Raw genomic sequence first — 18,906 nt, 5'->3', positions numbered from 1 at the left:
CAACGCCCCGTCGGGATTCAGGCCAATCGTCCCTGCAGGGGGTGGATCCAGACCCGCTCGCCAACGGCGATCCCGGGTTGATCCGGTACGATTTCAATCAGGCAGTTGGCATCGGCCATGGAGCTGAGAATGCCGGAGCCCTGTGGCCCTGTGGTGCGCACCCGCAGCTGGCCGTTACGGTCCTGATGAAAGATGCCGCGCAGAAACTCGGTGCGCCCCGGGCGGCTCTTCATCTTCTCGTCTGCCAGTGCCGAGAGGCGCAGCGGCTGCCACCGCTTGCCCTGCAAGCGGGCGATGGCAGGCTCGACAAACTGCAGCACGCAGATCATCGCCGCCACCGGATTGCCCGGCAGGCCGAAGAAGGGGGTCTGCCCCAGCTTGCCAAAGGCGAGCGGGCGGCCCGGGCGCATCTGGATGCGCCAGAAATCGATCTGGCCGAGCTCTGCCAGCACCAGCTTGATAAAGTCGGCGTTGCCCACCGAGACCCCGCCCGAGCTCAGCACCAGATCGGCGCTGGCGGCGGCCTGCTCCAGCTGCTGGCGCAGGATGGTCTTGTCATCAGGAATGATGCCAAGGTCCATCACCTCGCAACCGGCGGCGCGGATAAGGGCCATCAGGGTGAAGCGGTTGCTGTCGAAGATATGGCCGGGGGCGAGCTGCTCGCCCGGCGTCTGCACCTCGTCGCCGGTACTGAACAGCGCCACTTTCAGCGGGGTGCGCACCGTGAGACAGGCCTGACCGAGTGATGCCGCCAGCCCCAGCTGGGGGGCGGCGAGTCGGGTACCGGCCGAGATGGCGACCGCACCTTTTGCCAGATCTTCACCGGCCTGACGCACATTCTGCCCTGCGCGAACGGGGGCGGTGACCGTGACCCACTCACCCTCAATACGAGTCTCTTCGCGCATCACCACGGTATCGACACCGGGGGGGAGCGGGGCGCCGGTCATGATCTGCACCGCCTGACTGGCCAGCACCGGCTCGTGGCGCTGCTGGCCCGCCAGCACTTCCCCCACCAGTTGCCAGCGACCGGCGGCGAGATCGTCGCTGCGCAGGCCAATGCCGTCCATCGCCGAGTTGGCGTGGGGTGGCACATTGATGGGGCTAATCAGATCGGTCGCCAGCACGGCGCCGTGGCACTGGGCCAGCGGTTTGTCGCTGGAGGCGGAGCTTGGGGTGAGGGCCGCCAGAATGGCGTTGCGGGCCGCTTCGACCGACAAAAAGCCGTTGCCAGCCTCCTGCTCGCGAGTCTGGCAGCCGTCAAGCCAGCGGCAGACGAAGTCGGCGATAGCCGCCAGATCGTTGATATCGAGTTGCGGCAGGGTGGTCTCTGCGGGCTGATCGCTGGCTAGCGCGATGATGTCGCTGTCTTCGGGGAAGAGCAGCGGCTTGCCAATCTCGGCGCGGTGCAGCTCGATTTTCGGGAAGTGCTCGTGCTTGAACCCCTCGACCAAGAGCAGGTCGAGCTCTGTCTGATCGAAGCTGGCCAGCAGCTGGCGAAAATCGGCTTCGGCCAGCTCGGTTTCAATGATGCGAGCATGACGGCGGCGGGAAGCCACCATCATCTGCTGGGCACCCGCCTTGCGCAGGCGATAGCTGTCCTTGCCCGGCTGGTCGATATCAAAGTCGTGGTGGGCGTGCTTGAGCACCCCAATGCGCAGGCCGCGATCCACCAGCAGGGGGATCAACTGCTCCAGCAAGGTGGTCTTGCCGGTGCCGCTCCAGGCGGCGAAGCCGAGCAGGGGAAGAGTGGGGGCCGGGGTCATGAGGTGACTCCTTGTTGGGGGTCGATAGCCGAGGCAAGCAGACGGGCCTCGTAGGCGGCCAGCTCGGCAGGGCTGTTGAGATTGATAAAGGCATCCGGCTGATCGGCAAAGCTCACCACCACCATGTTGTGGCGGGCAAACCAGATATCGATTTTGCGCTCTCCCTCTGCCAGTGCGGCGGTGAGGGAGGGGAGCAGGGATTTGTGCAGCAGGGCGACCACGGGTTGCAACCAGTCGCCGTCGTGGGCCACTACCAGCTCGGTCTGTGGGGTCAGGGCGGCGCGAAAGCGGCTCATCAGATCCAGCGGCAGGGCGGGGCCGTCGCAGGGGACAAACAGCACCCAGTCATGACGGGCGGCGGCAAGACCTGCCTGCATGCCCGCCAGCGGGCCGAGATAGTCGTTGTTGTCATCGCTGATGACCGGGGCCAGCGCCTGATAGCGGGCCTGACTGCGGTTGGCGTTGATCAGCACCTCATCCACCTGGGGGCGCAGGCGCGCCAAAACATGGTCGATAAGAGGGCGTCCCGCCAGTGCTACCCATCCCTTGTCTTCGCCCCCCATGCGGGTGGCGCGGCCTCCTGCCAGGATCACTGCTGATACGGCAACGGGATCAGAGTGGCTGTCGCTTTTTGAAGTCATGTCGCTCGATGATTTTTAAAGGGGTCGTCTCTTGCAGCTGGCCACGGGCGAGGGTCCATTGCCGCTCGCACAGGTCGGTCAGGGCATTGCTCTGGTGGCTGATGACGACCAGGCCGCTGCCATGTTCCCGCAGATCTTGCGCCAATGCGGCCATCAGGGCAACCGAATGTGTATCCAGATTGGCGGTGGGCTCATCCATCAGCAGAAAGGCCGGTTGCAGCGCCCAGGCGCGTGCCATCGCCAGCCGTTGCCGTTCGCCACCCGAGAGAATGCTGATGTGCTCCCGCGCCAGCCCTTCCAGCTCGACCCGGCGCAGCGCCTCGAACACCCGGATCTCGCTGCCGAGCTGTTTATCGAGCGCCCAGGCCACGTTGTCGTGCACCGTGCGATCGAACAGATAGGGGGTCTGGTGCAGATAGGTGACCCGGCCCGGCCCCAGATCCCGCTTGAGCAACCGGTTGAGCCGCTGTTGCCAGCGCCCCGGCAGATTGGTGTGGCCGCGGGTGGGGGTCAGCAGCCCCGCCAGGATTTTGAGCAAGGTGGTCTTGCCCACCCCGTTGGCTCCATGCAGCCAGATGGCATCCCCCGGTGCGATGGCGAGCCGGTCAATCTCGAACAGCTGGCGCTCGCCAAAGCGCATCGTTAGCTGGTGGGCGGTCAGGGCCATGGGGTACTCCTGTTGATACACAGTGGGGGCATGGTCAGTTCTTCAGATAGCTGTGGCCGCGACAGGCGGTCAGCAGCAGGTTGAGCAAGAGGGCGAGGGTGAGCAGCACTATGCCGAGCGCCACCCCCTGGGTGAAGGCCCCTTTCTGGGTCTCCAGCGCGATGGCGGTGGGGATATTGCGGGTAAAGTGCAGGATATTGCCCCCCACCATCATGGAGCAGCCCACCTCGGTGACGATGCGGCTGAAGGCGCCGATGATGGCGGCCAGCAGGCCAAAGCGGCACTCGTGCATCAGGCCGATCAGCGCCTTGGGCCAGGAGACCCCCAGGGTCAGGGCGGTCTCCCAGGCGCGCCGATCGCTCTGGACAAACGCCGCGTGAGCCATGGTGGCGATCACCGGAAAGGCGATCAGCATCTGCCCCACCACCATCGCCTGCTGGGTAAAGAGCAGCTTCCAGTCGCCAAAGGGGCCGGCCCGCGACAGCAGCATATAGAGCAAGAGGCCAATCACCACGGTCGGCACCGATTGCAGGGTATTGATGCAGGAGAGCCAGAGCCAGCGGCCGGGCAGCGGCAGATAGGCCAGGGCAAACCCCAGCAGCAAGGCGGGCAGCAACACCAGCAGCAGGGCGATGCAGGAGACGGAGAAGGAGACTCCCACCACTTGCCACAGTTCGGTGTCACCACTGAACAGCAGGGCGAGGGCCGCCAGCGTGGTATCGATCAAGGTCGGCATGACGCCTCTCTCTCATCGTGCAGGGCGAGGGCCGTCCATACGGTCGTGTCGAGCAGGGTCGGCATCAGGCGCCTCCCTCAGCGAATCGGGGGAGGGCCATCAAGGTCATCGCAGGAGTCAGCGTTGCCATTATTTCCCGTTGGCATCCGCTACGAACAGCGCCTGACCGGCTACCTTGAAGTCGCCGATCAGCTTCTGGCCATGCTCGGAGACCAGCCAGTTCTTCAGGGTGCGTGCCCCTTCGGTGTTGAGATCCGGGTAGCGCTTGGGGTTGACCAGGATCACCTGATAGGGGTTGAACAGGCGCTTGTCACCCTCCAGCAGTACGGCGAGATCCAGCTTGCTCTGGTAGGCGAGCCAGGTGCCGCGGTCGGTCAGGGTGTAGGCACCCAGCTCCGAGGCCATGGTCAGGGTCGGCCCCATCCCCTGGCCGATGGACTTGTAACCGGCAAACTCGGGTTTGACGTCAGCGGCTTGCCACAGGGTCTTCTCCTTGATGTGGGTACCGGACTCGTCACCGCGGGAGATAAAGGTCTGGCCCTGCTCCTTGATGGCTTGCAGCCCCTTGGCCGCGTCGTGCAGCTTGGCCAGACCCGCCGGATCTTTCGCCGGGCCGACGATAACGAAGTCGTTATACATCAGGTGTACCGGCTCGATGCCAAAGCCCGCATCGACGAACTTCTTCTCGGCAGAGGGGGCGTGGGTCATCACCAGATCCGCGTCGCCGTTCTCGCCCATCTTCAGGCTCTGGCCGGTACCGGCCGCCATCACCTGCACCGGATAACCGGTCTCTTTGGTGAACTGGGGCAGCAGCCAGCCCAGCAGACCGGACTGCTCGGTGCTGGTGGTGGTGGCGAGGCGGATCGGCGCTTTTGTAGCATTAATATCCGCTTCGGCGTGGGCCGCACCGGCGATCAGCAGGCTGGCGGCGAGGGAGAGGGCAAAACGTTTGAGGCTAGTTTTTATCGTCATCGTGATGCAACTTTTTTCAGGGTGGCTGAGGAGAGGGCAAGAGTAAGCAAGCAGGGTGCCAAACTGTTCCTTTGCCGGTGCATTCACGGTTTGCCGTTTAAAAACAGAAGCTTATTAGAATCAATTAGGTGAGCTTGTTATCGCTTTTAATAATTGGTGTTGGTGCTTTTGATACGGTAAGGACAAAATGTCCCACTAAGGTTCCGGTTATCGGGACATTCACCGACCGTACGTGCATCCGAGGTACTTTTTTCCATGACACTCCCTCCCAGCCGCTGGTCTGCCCTCTCCCTGCTTATCGTTGACGATGAGCCCGGCATGCGCAGCTTTCTGGCCAAGGCGCTGGCCAAGCGTTTTGCCCAGATTGAGACTGCCGCCAGCGTGGAGGAGGCGGAAGCCCTGCGCTGCCGCCTTCACTTTGACCTTATCATTGCCGACATCCGGCTGCCGGGGCGCTCCGGCATCGAGTGGCACGAGGCCATCGACCCCGCCACCCGCCGCAGCGACATCATCTTCATGACCGGTTTTGGCGATATGGAGACCGCCCTCAAGGCGCTGCGCCTCGGCGCCAGCGACTTTATCCTCAAGCCCTTCAACCTCGATCAGATGGTGCAGGCGGTGGACAGAGTCATCGAGCGCCGCCAGATGGAGCGGGAGAACCTGCTGCTGCGCCGGGAGGTGAGCAAGCTCTTCCCGCCCACCCTGATTGGCGACAGTGCCAAGACCCGCGAGCTCAAGACGCTCATCGCCAGAGTAGCGCCCTCCAATGCCGCCGTATTGGTGGAGGGGGAGTCCGGTACCGGCAAGGAGCTGGTGGCCCGTGCCCTGCATCAACTTTCCGGCCGGATGGGGGCCTTTGTGCCCCTCAACTGCGCCTCCATCGCGCCGGAGCTGCTGGAAAGCGAGCTGTTCGGTCACGTGCAGGGGGCCTTTACCGGCGCCCGCAAGGGGCGCGACGGCCTGTTTCGGGTCGCCCATCAGGGCACCCTGTTTCTCGACGAGATCGGCGAAATGCCCCTTGCCATGCAGGCCTCCCTGCTGCGGGCGCTGGAGCAGAAGGCCATCCGCCCGGTGGGGGCCGAGCGCGAATTGGCGGTGGATGTGCGCATCGTCGCCGCCACCAACCGCAACCTCAAGGCCGAGGTGGAGGCGGGCCGCTTTCGCGAGGATCTCTTCTATCGCCTCAACGTAGTAGCGCTGCCGGTCGCCCCCTTGCGGGAGCGGATCGACGATATCCCCGCGCTGGTACACCACTTTACCCGCCAGCTCACCGCCGAGATGGGGATGGGCTCCTTGAGCTGGACCCACGAGGATGTGGTGGCGATGCAGGCCTACCCCTGGCCCGGCAACGTGCGGGAGCTGCGCAACCTCATCGAACGCTGCCTGCTGCTGGGCAAGCCCCCGGCGGATTACTGGCAGAGCAGCAAGCCGACCGAGCAGGGGGCGAGCGAGGAGGGTTATCCGCTGGCGTGGCCGCTGGCGGAGGTAGAAAAAGCCCACATCCTGCAAGTGGTGGCGAGCCATGATGGCAACAAGTCGGCCGCCTCCCGGGTACTCGGGGTGGCGCGCAAGACGCTGGATCGCAAATTCAAGGAGTGGGCCATCGAATGAGGAAGGCTGATCGGATGGGGTGGCGATGAAACTGACCCTGCTCTCCCGCTGCATGCGCGCCCTGTTGCCCCGTTGCGTGCGCACCAAAGTGCGCTGGCGCCTGCTGCTGCTCACCTCGGTACCCATCATGCTCACCCTGGTGGGCATGATCGCGCTCACCCTCTACTGGACCCTCACCTACAGCTGGCAGAACCTGCTCACCACGGTGCGCAGCGATCTCGGGGTGGCTCACCACGCCATCACGGTGCAGCAGCAGCGCCAGACCGAGCATCTGGAGCATCTGCGCGATGCCTGGGCCTTTCAGCTGCGGCTGCGGGAATCGCCGGATCAGCTGCATGACTGGGTGATGCCGCTGGCGGCCAACTATGGTCTCGATTTTCTGCGCTTGCGCCGCGGCCCCGAGCTGGATCAGCTGACGGCGCAAGAGCGCGCCGCCCTCACGGCCGGACGCAGCGTCAGTCACTTCGTGGTCTGGTCGCAGCAGGAGATGCTCGCCCTCTCCCCGCAACTGGCCAAGCGGGCTGTGTTGTGGCAACGGGATGGCACCAGGGTGGTGGAGGACAGGGGGCTGATCAGCCTGTCGCTGACGCCGGTGATGGGCCGCGACGGCTCCCTTTGGGCCGTGCTGGAGGGGGGCGAGCTTGTCAACGGCAGCACCCGGCTGGTGGATGAGCTCAAGGGTCAGGTGTTCGCCAAGAACACCCTGCCGGATGGCAGCGTCGGCACCGTTACCCTGTTTCTCGACGATCTGCGGGTGAGCACCAACGTGCCGGTCAGCAGCAGCCGTCAGGTGGGCCGGGCGGTGGGTACCCGGGTCTCGCCGCCGGTGCGCGAGCAGGTGCTGGGACGGGGGGAGATGTGGGTTGACCGCGCCTTCGTCCACGACGCCTGGTATGTCTCTGGCTACGAGCCGCTGCTGGGAGCCAGGGGCGAGCGGCTCGGCATGCTCTATGTCGGTTTTCTCGAGTGGCCCATCATCCGCACCTACCTCACCAATCTGGTGGAGCTGGGATCCGGCGTAGTGCTGCTGTTGCTGCTCTCCGGCCTGCTGGTCTATCGCGGCGCGCGGGATCTCTTCTCCCCCATCGAGCGGATGCACAAGGTGGTGCGGCAGGTGCAGGCCGGGGAATCGGCCCGTATCGGCCCGCTGGCCCTCGACCCCGACCACGAGCTTGCCCAGCTCGGTCGCCAGTTCGACGCCATGCTGGACAGGCAGGAGGCGCACCAGCAGCAGATGGCTCGCAGCGCCGACGAGCTGGAGCATAAGGTGGCCGAGCGCACCCAAAGTCTCGAGTTCAAGACCGCCGAGCTGGAAGATCATATCCATATGCTGACCGAGGCGCGCCAGCAGCTGCTGATCAGCGAGAAGCTGGCGGCCCTTGGCGAGCTTTCGGCCGGGGTGGCCCACGAGATCAACAACCCCTTGGCGGTGATCCTCGGCAATGTGGAGCTGATGAAGCTGGAGCTGGGGGAGGCGGCCGAGCCGGTCAGCGAGGAGCTGGCGCTGGTGCTGGCCCAGATTGAGCGCATTCGTGCCATCACCCGCAGCCTGCTGCAATATTCGCGCCCCGGCGACTACGAGACGGCGCCGGTGTGGCAGCACCTCAACCCCATCATCGAGGAGAGCCTGACCCTGGTGCGCTCCGCCCTGCGTCAGCAGCAGGTGGAGCTGGTGGCCGATCTCAGGGCCCAGCAGCCCATCGAGGCGGATCGCCAGCAGCTGTTGCAGGTGCTGATAAACCTCTTGGTCAACGCCAGCCACGCGCTGGGAGAGCAGGGGGAGATCCGGGTCGAGAGCCGCGATTGGGTCGATGAACTGGGTCAGCTGCGCGGGGCCGAGGTGCGGGTGATCGACAACGGCAGCGGCATCGAGGCGGCCATTATCGACAAGATCTTTGACCCCTTCTTCACTACCCGCGCTACCGGCACCGGGCTGGGGCTGGCCCTGAGTCACCGCATCATCAGCCGCTGGGGCGGCGAGCTCTTGGTGGACTCCACCCCGGGGCAGGGGAGCTGCTTTACCGTGCGGCTGCGCAGCCACGCCCTGCTGCCAAGCGGTGGCGAACCGGCCCAGCTCGAAGGGTGGCGCATCGCCCTCAATGCCGAGGGGCGTGAGACAAGCGATTGATGCTGTTATAAAAAGGCCCGTTACAAAAACAGCCCGTCAACATGGTTGACGGGCTGTTTTGTCGGTGGGTGAGAGGTTATTTACTGCGGGCTCCACACCAGCTTGCCGCTCTGGGTCAGGTCATAGCCGCCGAGGCGGGCCGCCAGCTCGCGCCCCTCTGGGGATTGCAGCCAGCCCATCAGCTGTTGCAGCAGGGTGCGAAAGAAGACCCCCTGCGGCATCACCAGATCGAAGCACTCCTGTGACAAGGGCATAAAGCCGAGGCCAAACTCGGTGGCGGTGCTCTGGGCGCCGGGCCCGACATCCGCATCGCCACGGCTGATGGCGGCAGCCAGTTCCCGCTCGCTATTGACCTCGAGGGTGCGCTCCAGCCGGGTCAGCGACTCCCCCTGGGTTTGCAGCCACTCCTGCAGGGCGCGCTGGCTGCCAGCCCCCTCCTGACGCATGGCCCAGCGCCAGTCGAGCGCCTCTTTCGCCTCCTTGGGTTGCAGCCCCTGGCGCAGCACCAGCCCCTGCACCCGCCTGAATCCATGAACGATCACCCATTGCCGGTGACCCTGATACTGCTGCACCAGCGCCGGATGGCGCAGGTGGGCCTCCTCGGCCTGCCCCCAGTGAATGGCGCACAGATCCACATGGCCGCGCGCCAGCATCGCCAGCCCCTGACGGGTGCCGCACGGGGTGTAGCCCACCAGTGCCTGGGTGCCGAGCTGCCGAGCCAAGCGGCTGCTGGCGTAGTGCAGCAGCACATCGTCCGAGCCTGCCAGCAGCAGCCGGTCGTTCATCACCCCCTCGTGGCAACTGCCGAGCAGCCAGCGGTCGAGCAGGGAGCGGGGAAACAGCCACTTGCCGGTCGCCTTGGTGGCGGGGATGCGCGCCTCGTTGGCGAGCTGGTAGACCTTCTTCTCGTTGAGATCGAGGTATTCCGCCACCTGCTTCACGTTCATAAACTCATTCATGGCTTAATCTCGCATCCCGCGACCAGCCGGACTGGGCGCCAGCACCGGCGGCTTCTCGTCCAGCACCATATGGTCGTGGCCGCTGAATACCTCGAAATGGCGCCCCTTGGCGCGGGCAATCATGGTGATGCCGAGCTGGCGGGCCAGATCCAGCCCCATCTGGGTGACGCCGGAGCGCGACAGCAGCACCGGAATGCCCATCTGCGCCACCTTGATCACCATCTCCGAGGTGAGCCGCCCTGTGGTGTAGAAGATCTTGTCGTGGCCACTCTCGCCGCTCATCCACAGCTCGCCCGCCAGAGTATCCACCGCATTGTGGCGCCCCACATCCTCGACAAAGGAGAGGATCTCCGCGCCGCGACAGATGGCGCAGCCATGCACGGCTCCCGCCATCTTGTAGGTTTCGTTATGGGCCGACAGGGCTTTCAGCAGGGCGTAGAGGGTGCTCTGTTTAAGCGTGGGCGCCGCCAAGACCACCCCTTCGAGCTTCTTCATCACGCTGCCATACATGGTGCCCTGACCGCAGCCGGAGGTGACCGTCTTCTTCTCCAGCGACTGGTCGAGATCGGCGGCCTGCTGGCTGCTCACCACGGCGGCGGCCTCGCTCTCCCAGTCTACGATCACCGACTCGATGGCCGAAATATCCTCGATAAAGCCCTGATTCTTGAGATAGCCCAGCACCAGCGCCTCGGGGCGGGCCCCCAGCGTCATCAGGGTTACGATCTCCTTCCAGTTGAGGTAGACCGTCAGTGGCCGCTCACAGGCGATTTGGCGGGCGTTCATTGTGCCCTGTTCATCCATCACCTCGACGGCCATGGTGAGCTGGGCGGCAGCATTGCTTTTGATAAAGGTCGGTGTCATGGGCCCCTCGCGACCGGTTGCCGGGATCTAAGGGGAGGGATACAGCAAGTTTTGTTCCAGATTATGTAAAAATAATGTTTGTAGTTATAAAGTGAGGTAGAGCTCTAAAGTTTTAATTATGAATTTATTGGATTAAAAGTATGCCTTGGACGAGTTGTATGACCTAAATCATAATGCTGACATTATTTCTGTGAGGGCATGAAAAATGTCAGATGATGAAATTGAATATGGCGCTATTTTAGTCGATACATCAATTTTTGATGGTAATGGATTAAAACTGGAAAAAGGGTTGTTGGGAAAACTATCACAATTCAAAAAAAGCCCTATAGAATACATTTTACCCGATGTGGTGAAAAATGAAGTTCAACGGCACTTAGAAAGTAAAATTAGTGCTTCACGTGCAGCTTTAGAAAAAGCCCTCAATGAGGCTGGTGACCATCTCTTCTTTGATGGTAGTGAATTGAATGATGCAAAGAAAATGCTTGTTGACAGTAAAGAGGTTAATGGACTCGCTGAGAGTCGGATGAATAAATTTATAGATTCCACAGGCGCTTTGGTTCTGGAAACTGGGAGTTACGTTTCAGTTTCTGACTTACTTTCTAAATATTTTTCCAATGAGCCACCATTTGCAGAGACAGGGAAAAAGAAAAATGAATTTCCTGACGCTATAGTTCTTATGGCTGTTGAAGCTTGGGCTGATAAGAATAACGAATATGTTCTAGCTATTGCCAAAGATGGAGATTGGAAAAATTTTTGTCAGAATTCAACGAGAATAAACTATCAAGATGATTTTTCTCGCGGTTTGGAAGTTTTTAACCAAACCAATGCACCATATACGTTGTTAGCAAATCTTGAGACAGCTTTAAATTCAGGTTCAGCCACGAAGTTTCTTGCTGAAATAAATTCTCATTTAGAATCTGCTTTGGATGGATTTACACCAGATCAAGAAGCTGATTCAGCGTTTTATTGGGAAGCTGATGGTAGTCATGGCTGGTTCAAAGATTTCTCATTGCTTGAGCATGAGTTTCGTATAGTTGATAAGGATGAAGACTGGGTCGTGTTAGAAGCCTCAGCTAATATTGTTGTCGAGGCAGAGGGTGATTTTTCATTATCTGTATATGACTCTATTGATAGAGATCATGTATCGATGGGAGGAGTAACTGTACGAGTGGAGCGTGAGTTCGAGTCGGAAATTTTAATTACAATTTCTGGTGACCTAAATGGCCCGGTTGATGAACTATCTATAGATGAGGTTGAAATTGTAAGTCCTATAAATACCATCGACTTTGGATATATAGAGCCAGAGTATGATGATTACGAAGAGTAGTTTCGTATCATGGGCCAAATCGTAGGTTGGTGCTGAATGAAGTGAAGCCCAACGTTTACCGCGAGCAATTTCCAAAGGCAATAATCGGATAATTCGGCCTTATTCGATTATTGCCATTCCCTCGATTATGCTCGGGTGAATAGGTTTGACGCCGCATGTTGGGCTTCGCTGCGCTCTGCACCAACCTACGCCCGCGCCGATCCATATTCCGCACAACGCGCCAACCCGCAGCAATGCCTCCATCAACTACCAAACCTGCCTTGGCCCCACTCTTGCTAAGTCTTATCCCATTGATGGCCGTGGCCGCCATAAATCTCCTGCTCTGATCTGCCCCGAACGGGGTGATTCAAGGGGGAGGGCGGCCCGGCAGAGACCTTCTGATGGGAGCCGTGACAGTGCAAGACACCACCAATACTTTGCCCCCGCAGCGCTGGCTGCAACTGGAGTTAAAGGCCATCGACAGCCAGGTTGGCCGCTGGCAGAGCCGCCGTTTCGAGATTGCGGCGCTCCACCCCGCCGAACCTGAGGCAGCCGGTGCCTTGCCCCTTACCCTGTTTCGCGATGAGCGGGGGGATTATCGCTTCAATCTGAGCTCCGGCTCGCCCCGCCTCTTTGTCACCGGAAGCCGCGTGGACAGTGGCTTTGTGGCCGACGGCCTCACCCTGAGCCAGACCGTGGCCGCTGCCTATATGGATGGCGAGCGGCAGGTGCTCTCCTGCCCGCTGCCCGAAGCGCTGCAAGCCTGGGTGGAGGCCTTTATCGGTCGTCACGGCGAGCTGCTGGAGGCCCGTCGCAAGGGCAAAAAGGGCAAGGGACGGGCGCAGGATCAGCTCGGTGTCGATACGGTAGATCAAGCCAGCTGTGGCGCCGTTAAAGCCACTGGCCCCGATGGCCGCGAGCGTGGCAGTGACGCCGGAACCTGTGCCGTAAACAAGGCCGGAAACAGCGCCCATGAGTGAGTTCCTCAAACGCTGGTCGTCTCGCAAGAGTGAGGCGCGCAAGCATCAGGCATTGCAGCCACGGGAAGAGGTTAGCCCCGAGGAGGTTGCCGCCCCCATCGAAGGCAGCGACGAAACTGAAACTCCAGATACCGCGATGGATAGCCCCGTAGTCAGCACTGACAAGGGGAGCTGTGAACCTCTTGCCGTTGAGGGGGCTGGGAGTGGCGAACCGCCGCTAACAACAGCCCAGCCGGGCAAGCCAAAACTTCCTGACAAGGAGGCGCTGCGGGCCATGTTTCGCAGCCATAAACCGGATGGGCTCGACGACTACACCCAGGATTTCAGCCAGCCCGAATTGCTGCCCGCGGCCCTGACCGCCGGGCTGCGCAACTGGCTGGTGGATCAGGTGATCGCTCCTGACCGCGAATCGGCCAATCCGGCCAGCGGATCCGCCGAACCTGTGGCGGTTGCCAGCGAACCTGCCGCCGACGAGCTGGCTGATAACCATTCTCAAACCCACACCGACGATCGGGACATTTTGGTTTCCTCTGGTGGACAAAATGTCCCAACCAAAGGTGGGGGGATGGAACCCTCAGGATCCTGACTCCCTGTCAGTCACTTTTTTTCCGGGGGAGTTGGCTCGCCTCTTGCTCTCTCGGCTTACCAACAAGCGCCCATCCCATGAGGTGGTGCGCACAGGAGCGTATGTGAGCACTGAACAAACATTGCCAAATCTGGCCTCCAATCTTGCCCATGGGGTGGGGGCGGCCGCGCATAACACGCGCGCTCGCGCCTATGCCCTGCAGCATACGGTCAAGACCGACAACCTGATCCCGGCCACTGTCTCTTACCAGAGTCAGGGGCGCCTGCTGCTGGTCGGCCCGGAAGATCGCATTCGCCGCGCCGCCAGCCTGCTGCCCGCCGGGGTGAAGCCCACCCTGCTGGTGACCGAAGCGGTGCATGACGCCGAGGCGGCCGATCTCGAAACCATTTTCGATGCCACCACATCCCTCGCAGCTCTGACCCTGCGCGAACCGAGCCTGACAGGGTATCTGGGGCAGTTCCGGCTTACCGGCCTCAATGGTCAGGGTGAGCGGGTTAATCTGGCGGCGCTCTGTTTTACTCAGCAGACCGCTGCAAATGGCGAACCGCGCTTCGATCTGGTGGCCGATCTGGGCCGCGCCCCGCTCTTTGCGCTGGAGCGCCCGCCGGTCGGTTATCTGCATCTGGCCGATGACGATGGGCTGGCCGAACGGCTTGCCGAGCTCTGTGCGCTGACCGGTATTTTCGACAAGCCGCGCTATTTTCGCCTCGACCCCGAGGCCTGCGCCTTTACCGCCCGCGGCGTGCCCGGTTGCAGCCGCTGCCTCGATGTCTGCCCGACCGATGCCCTCAAGCCCATCAATGGTCGCATCCAGATCGATCCCCATCTCTGTCAGGGCTTTGGCAGCTGTGCTTCTGCCTGTCCGACCGGGGCGATTGCCTATCACCAGCCCGATGCCAACACCAGCGGTGACTACCTGTTCCGATTGCTCAAGCATTATCAGGAGGCGGGTGGCGAAGCGCCGCAGTTGCTGATCGCCGGTGAAAACGAGCGCGAATGGGTGGAAGCCGATCTCACCCGCCTGCCCGCCAACTGGCTGCCGGTCTGGGTGGAGGAGAGCGCGAGTTTAGGCATTGAGAGCTGGTTCACCGCCCTTGCCTATGGCGCCAGCGCAGTGCGCATTGCGCTGGGTGACGATGCCCCCGAAAGCGTCCGTGCGCTGGTTGAGCGGGAGCTGGCGAGCGCCGCCGTGCTGCTGGCGGGCGCCGGTCTCACTGCCGATCGCATCGCCCTGTTTAACCCGGATGCTAGTGAGCCTGTTTCCGGCCAGCCAGCCCTTGCCCTGTTGGAGAAGCCGCTCAAAGGGGACAAACGGGAAAACCTGTTTGCCGCCTTCAATGCCCTCTGGCAGGCCAACGAAGGGAGCTGCGAGCCGCTGGCGGTGCCCCACGGCGCCCCTTACGGCAGTGTGGAACTCAAAGAGTCTGACTGCACCCTCTGCATGGGTTGCGTGGCGGTCTGCCCGAGCCGTGCCCTGCATGCGGTGGGGCACACGCCGGGTCTCAACTTTATCGAGCAGGATTGCATCCAGTGCGGCATGTGCGAAAAGGCGTGCCCCGAGCAGGCCATCGTACTGGTGCCCCGTCTGCAACCTGTGCCCGAGGCGCGCCGCGCCGTGCAGAGTTTGAAATCGGAAGAGGCGGCCTGCTGCATTCGCTGCTCCAAGCCGTTCGCGCCCGCCTCGATGATCCGCCGCATCCAGCAAAAACTGGCCGGTCACTCCCACTTCCAGAACGAGGCCGCCCAGCGGCTGCTGATGTGCGAGGACTGTCGGGTCAAGGATGTGTTTGCGGCGCTGGCGGCGGATCCCGTCTCCCAGCTCAAGGTGTGAGGGCCAGTGATGAGTGAACAACATAACGAAAAGGCTGGCGAACTGACCATGACCGAACTGGAACAGAGCAGCGCCGATCTCTACGCCCTGCTGGCGAGTCTCTGGCGCGCCGCCCCCCGTGGCGAACAGCTCGCCTGGCTGCAAGGGTTGCAGCCGATGCCAGGCCCCTTTGCCAGAGGGCTCGGGCTGGTGCAGCTGGCGGCCAGTAGCCACCACGAAAACGAGCTTGCCGAGGAGTATCAGAATCTCTTTATCGGGCTGGGGCGCGGGGAGATCGTGCCGTTTGCCTCCTGGTATCTCACTGGCTCCCTGATGGAGCTGCCGCTGGCGGTGCTGCGCGCAGACCTCCAGTCCCTCGGTTTCGAGCGCCAGAGCGGAGTGTGCGAGCCGGAAGATCATCTCGCCGCCCTCTGTGAGGTGATGGCGGTACTGATTGGCGAGCAGCACTCGGAGCGCAACCGCTTCTATGAGCGCCACCTTGCCCCCTGGGTACTCGCCTGTTGCCGCGATCAGCAGCAGGCGAAGGGGGGCAGCTTCTACCGGGCGGTCGGGGCCCTTGCCGAAGATTTCTTCAAGCTGGAAAACGAATTGCGCCTGCCGTTTGGCGCCTGCGTGGTGCCGGGCTGAACGCCCCTGTCTGTGCACAACAAGAGCTGCGCATAACAAGAGCTGCACATAACAAAACGAGCAGACGAGATATCCCATTGGACGCGAAGCTGGCGCGCAGGCGCCAGCAAGAACAACAACAGAGGTCACAAGAATGAGCGATGAACAGCTGAAAGACCCGTCCCGCCGCAATCTGATCAAGGGAGTTGGCGTGGTCGCCACCATAGGCGTATTGGCCGGTGCCACCGGTCGGGTGGTGGGCAAAGAGGTGCTGACCCACGACACCGAGCCTGACAAGGGCTATCGGGAGACCCCCCATGTTCACGACTTTTATCGCACCCTGCGCGGCACCGACTGAGCCGGATCAGTGAAGGAGAACTCATGAAACTGACAAAACGTGCCGAGCAGCCCCAAGTGGGCGAGCAGGGCAATGAGGCCATTCGCGGTCAGGGGCTGACCCGTCGCGCCTTTATGGTCAACTCCGGTCTGGTGGCCGGTGGCGCCGTGGCCGCCGGTTGGCTGGCGCCAGCCATGATGCAGCGGGCCGAGGCCAAAACCGTGGCGGCCGACGTGCCGGTCGAGGTGAAGCGCACCATCTGTTCCCACTGCTCGGTGGGCTGCGGCGTCTATGCCGAGGTGCAGAACGGCGTCTGGACCGGTCAGGAGCCGGCCTTTGATCACCCCTTCAACTTGGGCGGTCACTGTGCCAAAGGGGCGGCCCTGCGCGAACACGGCCACGGTGAGCGTCGCCTCAAGTACCCGATGAAGCTGGTGGGCGGCAAGTGGCAGCGCATCAGCTGGGATCAGGCCATCGAAGAGGTGGGCAACGAGGTGCTGCGCCTGCGCAAGGAGTCCGGCCCCGACAGCGTCTACTGGCTCGGCTCCGCCAAGCACTCCAACGAGCAGGCCTACCTGTTTCGCAAGATGGCGTCGCTTTGGGGCACCAACAACGTGGATCACCAGGCGCGGATCTGCCACTCCACCACGGTCGCTGGCGTCGCCAACACCTGGGGCTACGGCGCCATGACCAACAGCCTGAACGACATGCACAACAGCAAGTCGATCATGTTTATCGGCTCCAACCCGGCGGAGGCCCACCCGGTCGCCATGCAGCACATCCTGCTGGCGAAAGAGCGCAACGGCTGCAAGATTTTGGTGGTCGACCCGCGTCGCACCCGTACCGCCGCCAAGGCGGACATGTACCTCTCCCTGCGTCCGGGCACCGACGTCGCCTTTATCTGGGGCATGCTCTGGCACATCTTCAAGAACGGTTGGGAAGATAAAGAGTTCATCCGCACCCGCGTCTACGGCATGGACGAGGTGCAAAAAGAGGTGGCACGCTGGACCCCGGCGGAAGTGGAGCGGGTAACCGGCCTCAACGAACAGCAGGTCTATGGCGCCGCCAAGCTGCTGGCCGACAACCGCCCCGGCTGCGTGGTCTGGTGCATGGGCGGTACCCAGCACACCACAGGCAACAACAACACCCGCGCTTACTGCATCCTCGAACTGGCCCTCGGCAACGTGGGCAAGAGCGGGGCGGGCACCAACATCTTCCGCGGTCACGACAACGTGCAGGGGGCCACTGACTTTGGCGTCACCTCCGATTCCCTGCCCGGCTACTACGGGTTGGAAGAGGGCTCCTGGAAGCACTGGGCCCGGGTATGGGACGTGGATTACGAGTGGATCAAGGCCCGCTTCGACAACAAGGCCTACAACGGCAAGCTGCCGATGAACAACAACGGCATTCCGGTCTCCCGCTGGGTGGACGGGGTGCTGGAGAATGCCGATCTCATCGAGCAGGGCTCCAACATCCGCGCCATGTTCTACTGGGGCCATGCGGTCAACTCCCAGACCCGCGGCCCAGAAATGAAGAAGGCGATGCAAAAGCTCGAGATGATGGTGATTGTCGACCCGTACCCCACCGTCGCCTCGGTGATGAACGATCGCACCGACGGCGTCTACCTGCTGCCGGCCACCACCCAGTTCGAGACCTATGGTTCCGTCACCGCCACCAACCGCTCCATGCAGTGGCGCGACAAGGTGATTGAGCCCCTGTTCGAATCCAAGGTCGACCACGAGATCATGTATCTGCTGAGCAAGAAGCTCGGCTTTGCCGACCAGCTGTTCAAGCACATCAAGGTGGAGAACAACCAGCCACTGCTGGAAGACATCACCCGCGAATACAACCGCGGCATGTGGAGCGTGGGCTACACCGGCCAGAGCCCGGAGCGGCTCAAGGCGCACCAGCAGAACTGGCACACCTTCCACAAGACCAACCTCAAGGCCGAGGGCGGCCCGGTCAGTGGCGAAGTGTACGGTCTGCCGTGGCCCTGCTGGGGCACCCCGGAGATGAAACATCCCGGCAGCCATATCCTCTACGACACCAGCATTCCGGTCTCGGAAGGGGGCGGCGGTTTCCGCGCCCGTTTCGGCATCGAGTATCAGGGCGTCTCGCTGCTCGCCGAAGACTCCTGGCCGAAGGGAAGTGAAGTAGAAGACGGCTATCCCGAGATCACCGCCGATTTGATGAAGCAGCTCGGCTGGTGGGATGAGCTGACCGAGGCCGAGAAGAAAGAGGCCGAGGGCAAGAACTGGAAGACCGATCTCTCCGGCGGTATCCAGCGGGTCGCCATCAAGCACGGCTTCGTGCCCTACGGTAACGCCAAGGCGCGCTGCGTGGTGTGGACCTTCCCGGATCAGGTGCCCAAGCACCGCGAGCCGCTCTACACCCCGCGCCGGGATCTGCTGGCCGACTACGCCACCTGGCCTGATTCGAAGAGCCTGTGGCGCCTGCCGACCCAGTACGCCTCGGTGCAGGAGAAGGACGTCAGCAAGGAGTTCCCGATCATCCTCACCTCCGGCCGTCTGGTGGAGTACGAGGGGGGCGGTGACGAGACCCGCTCCAACCCCTGGCTGGCCGAGTTGCAGCAGGAGATGTTTGTCGAGATGAACCCGGCGGATGCCAACGATGTCGGCGTGCGCGACGGTCAGGATGTGTGGGTCGAGGGGCCGGAAGGGGGCCGGGTCAAGGTGAAGGCACTGGTGACCCCGCGGGTCAAACCGGGGCTCGCCTTTATGCCGTTCCACTTCGGCGGCCACTTCGAGGGCAAGGATCTGCGATCCAAATATCCGGAAGGGTCTGACCCCTATGTGCTGGGGGAGTCGGTCAACATAGTCACCACCTATGGTTATGACCCGGTCACCCAGATGCAGGAGACCAAGGTCACCCTGTGCCGTTTTCGCAAAGTAGGAGCCTGAT

General features: G+C 62.2%; 16 protein-coding genes. 9 read left to right on the top strand and 7 right to left on the bottom strand.

Annotated elements, in window-relative coordinates:
• Window positions 1–17: 17 nt before the first annotated feature.
• The 5 genes from I6L47_RS07990 to I6L47_RS07970 all read right to left on the bottom strand — a co-directional run bounded on the left by I6L47_RS07990 (window position 18) and on the right by I6L47_RS07970 (window position 4,779).
• Window positions 18–1,763 (bottom strand): bifunctional molybdopterin-guanine dinucleotide biosynthesis adaptor protein MobB/molybdopterin molybdotransferase MoeA, encoded by a 1,746-nt coding sequence (locus I6L47_RS07990; protein ID WP_216949056.1) that lies wholly within the window; start codon window positions 1,761–1,763, stop codon window positions 18–20.
• On the bottom strand, window positions 1,760–2,404 hold the full coding sequence (gene mobA / locus I6L47_RS07985; RefSeq protein WP_216949055.1) for a molybdenum cofactor guanylyltransferase MobA: 645 nt from the start codon (window positions 2,402–2,404) through the stop codon (window positions 1,760–1,762). The genes I6L47_RS07990 and mobA overlap by 4 nt, the downstream gene beginning before the upstream one ends.
• Window positions 2,376–3,071: an energy-coupling factor ABC transporter ATP-binding protein gene (locus I6L47_RS07980; RefSeq protein ID WP_005334830.1), complete on the bottom strand. Its 696-nt coding sequence runs from the start codon at window positions 3,069–3,071 to the stop codon at window positions 2,376–2,378. The genes mobA and I6L47_RS07980 overlap by 29 nt, the downstream gene beginning before the upstream one ends.
• Window positions 3,072–3,105: 34 nt before the next feature.
• Complete coding sequence (locus I6L47_RS07975) at window positions 3,106–3,807, bottom strand: ABC transporter permease (RefSeq protein ID WP_019446238.1); 702 nt, start codon at window positions 3,805–3,807, stop codon at window positions 3,106–3,108.
• Window positions 3,808–3,936: 129 nt separating this feature from the next.
• On the bottom strand, window positions 3,937–4,779 hold the full coding sequence (locus I6L47_RS07970) for a substrate-binding domain-containing protein (RefSeq protein ID WP_216949054.1): 843 nt from the start codon (window positions 4,777–4,779) through the stop codon (window positions 3,937–3,939).
• 255 nt (window positions 4,780–5,034) lie between these two features.
• On the opposite strand from I6L47_RS07970, the gene I6L47_RS07965 reads away from it, so the two are divergent.
• Together I6L47_RS07965 and I6L47_RS07960 are read left to right on the top strand one after the other, a co-directional pair.
• A complete protein-coding gene (locus I6L47_RS07965; RefSeq protein WP_128815377.1) occupies window positions 5,035–6,390 on the top strand; it encodes a sigma-54 dependent transcriptional regulator in 1,356 nt (451 codons plus the stop codon).
• A gap of 25 nt (window positions 6,391–6,415) precedes the next feature.
• Entirely contained in the window at window positions 6,416–8,518 is a 2,103-nt protein-coding gene (locus I6L47_RS07960) for a cache domain-containing protein (protein ID WP_216949053.1), read from the top strand.
• An 80-nt stretch (window positions 8,519–8,598) separates the two neighbouring features.
• On the opposite strand, the gene I6L47_RS07955 is transcribed toward I6L47_RS07960, so the two are convergent.
• Entirely contained in the window at window positions 8,599–9,465 is an 867-nt protein-coding gene (locus I6L47_RS07955; RefSeq protein ID WP_216949330.1) for a helix-turn-helix transcriptional regulator, read from the bottom strand.
• A 15-nt stretch (window positions 9,466–9,480) separates the two neighbouring features.
• The gene (locus I6L47_RS07950) at window positions 9,481–10,338 is read right to left on the bottom strand and encodes a formate dehydrogenase accessory sulfurtransferase FdhD (protein ID WP_216949052.1); all 858 of its coding nucleotides are present in this window, start codon (window positions 10,336–10,338) and stop codon (window positions 9,481–9,483) included.
• Between the two features lie 205 nt (window positions 10,339–10,543).
• Here I6L47_RS07950 and I6L47_RS07945 point away from each other — a divergent pair, with 205 nt between their 5' ends.
• The 7 genes from I6L47_RS07945 to I6L47_RS07915 all read left to right on the top strand — a co-directional run bounded on the left by I6L47_RS07945 (window position 10,544) and on the right by I6L47_RS07915 (window position 18,905).
• Window positions 10,544–11,665, top strand: coding sequence for a PIN domain-containing protein (locus I6L47_RS07945; protein WP_216949051.1), 1,122 nt, complete (start codon window positions 10,544–10,546; stop codon window positions 11,663–11,665).
• Between the two features lie 380 nt (window positions 11,666–12,045).
• Window positions 12,046–12,624, top strand: a complete 579-nt coding sequence (locus tag I6L47_RS07940) for a DUF3305 domain-containing protein (protein WP_201965617.1) — start codon at window positions 12,046–12,048, stop codon at window positions 12,622–12,624.
• The gene (locus I6L47_RS07935) at window positions 12,617–13,210 is read left to right on the top strand and encodes a DUF3306 domain-containing protein (RefSeq protein ID WP_216949050.1); all 594 of its coding nucleotides are present in this window, start codon (window positions 12,617–12,619) and stop codon (window positions 13,208–13,210) included. The genes I6L47_RS07940 and I6L47_RS07935 overlap by 8 nt, the downstream gene beginning before the upstream one ends.
• Before the next feature lie 103 nt (window positions 13,211–13,313).
• Window positions 13,314–15,041, top strand: coding sequence for a 4Fe-4S binding protein (locus tag I6L47_RS07930; protein ID WP_216949049.1), 1,728 nt, complete (start codon window positions 13,314–13,316; stop codon window positions 15,039–15,041).
• Window positions 15,042–15,050: 9 nt separating this feature from the next.
• Window positions 15,051–15,668 (top strand): molecular chaperone, encoded by a 618-nt coding sequence (locus I6L47_RS07925; RefSeq protein WP_216949048.1) that lies wholly within the window; start codon window positions 15,051–15,053, stop codon window positions 15,666–15,668.
• 133 nt (window positions 15,669–15,801) lie between these two features.
• Window positions 15,802–16,005 carry a transcriptional initiation protein Tat gene (locus I6L47_RS07920; protein ID WP_005303194.1) on the top strand — a complete coding sequence of 68 codons (204 nt, stop codon included), beginning with the start codon at window positions 15,802–15,804 and terminating at the stop codon, window positions 16,003–16,005.
• A gap of 23 nt (window positions 16,006–16,028) precedes the next feature.
• Window positions 16,029–18,905: a formate dehydrogenase subunit alpha gene (locus I6L47_RS07915; RefSeq protein ID WP_216949047.1), complete on the top strand. Its 2,877-nt coding sequence runs from the start codon at window positions 16,029–16,031 to the stop codon at window positions 18,903–18,905.
• Window position 18,906: the final 1 nt, after the last annotated feature.

It is taken from the genome of Aeromonas sp. FDAARGOS 1417 (genome assembly GCF_019046985.1).
GTDB classification, from domain to species: Bacteria; Pseudomonadota; Gammaproteobacteria; order Enterobacterales; family Aeromonadaceae; genus Aeromonas; species Aeromonas veronii.
This window is presented reverse-complemented; position numbering and strand designations above follow the sequence as displayed.

Coding starts and splice junctions, on each gene's coding strand:
- I6L47_RS07950 (WP_216949052.1), bottom strand. CDS start 10,338: ATGACACCGACCTTTATCAAAAGCAATGCTGCCGCCCAGCTCACCATG.
- I6L47_RS07915 (WP_216949047.1), top strand. CDS start 16,029: ATGAAACTGACAAAACGTGCCGAGCAGCCCCAAGTGGGCGAGCAGGGC.
- mobA (WP_216949055.1), bottom strand. CDS start 2,404: ATGACTTCAAAAAGCGACAGCCACTCTGATCCCGTTGCCGTATCAGCA.
- I6L47_RS07955 (WP_216949330.1), bottom strand. CDS start 9,465: ATGAACGTGAAGCAGGTGGCGGAATACCTCGATCTCAACGAGAAGAAG.
- I6L47_RS07990 (WP_216949056.1), bottom strand. CDS start 1,763: ATGACCCCGGCCCCCACTCTTCCCCTGCTCGGCTTCGCCGCCTGGAGC.
- I6L47_RS07920 (WP_005303194.1), top strand. CDS start 15,802: ATGAGCGATGAACAGCTGAAAGACCCGTCCCGCCGCAATCTGATCAAG.
- I6L47_RS07975 (WP_019446238.1), bottom strand. CDS start 3,807: ATGCCGACCTTGATCGATACCACGCTGGCGGCCCTCGCCCTGCTGTTC.
- I6L47_RS07970 (WP_216949054.1), bottom strand. CDS start 4,779: ATGACGATAAAAACTAGCCTCAAACGTTTTGCCCTCTCCCTCGCCGCC.
- I6L47_RS07960 (WP_216949053.1), top strand. CDS start 6,416: ATGAAACTGACCCTGCTCTCCCGCTGCATGCGCGCCCTGTTGCCCCGT.
- I6L47_RS07925 (WP_216949048.1), top strand. CDS start 15,051: ATGAGTGAACAACATAACGAAAAGGCTGGCGAACTGACCATGACCGAA.
- I6L47_RS07965 (WP_128815377.1), top strand. CDS start 5,035: ATGACACTCCCTCCCAGCCGCTGGTCTGCCCTCTCCCTGCTTATCGTT.
- I6L47_RS07980 (WP_005334830.1), bottom strand. CDS start 3,071: ATGGCCCTGACCGCCCACCAGCTAACGATGCGCTTTGGCGAGCGCCAG.
- I6L47_RS07945 (WP_216949051.1), top strand. CDS start 10,544: ATGTCAGATGATGAAATTGAATATGGCGCTATTTTAGTCGATACATCA.
- I6L47_RS07935 (WP_216949050.1), top strand. CDS start 12,617: ATGAGTGAGTTCCTCAAACGCTGGTCGTCTCGCAAGAGTGAGGCGCGC.
- I6L47_RS07940 (WP_201965617.1), top strand. CDS start 12,046: ATGGGAGCCGTGACAGTGCAAGACACCACCAATACTTTGCCCCCGCAG.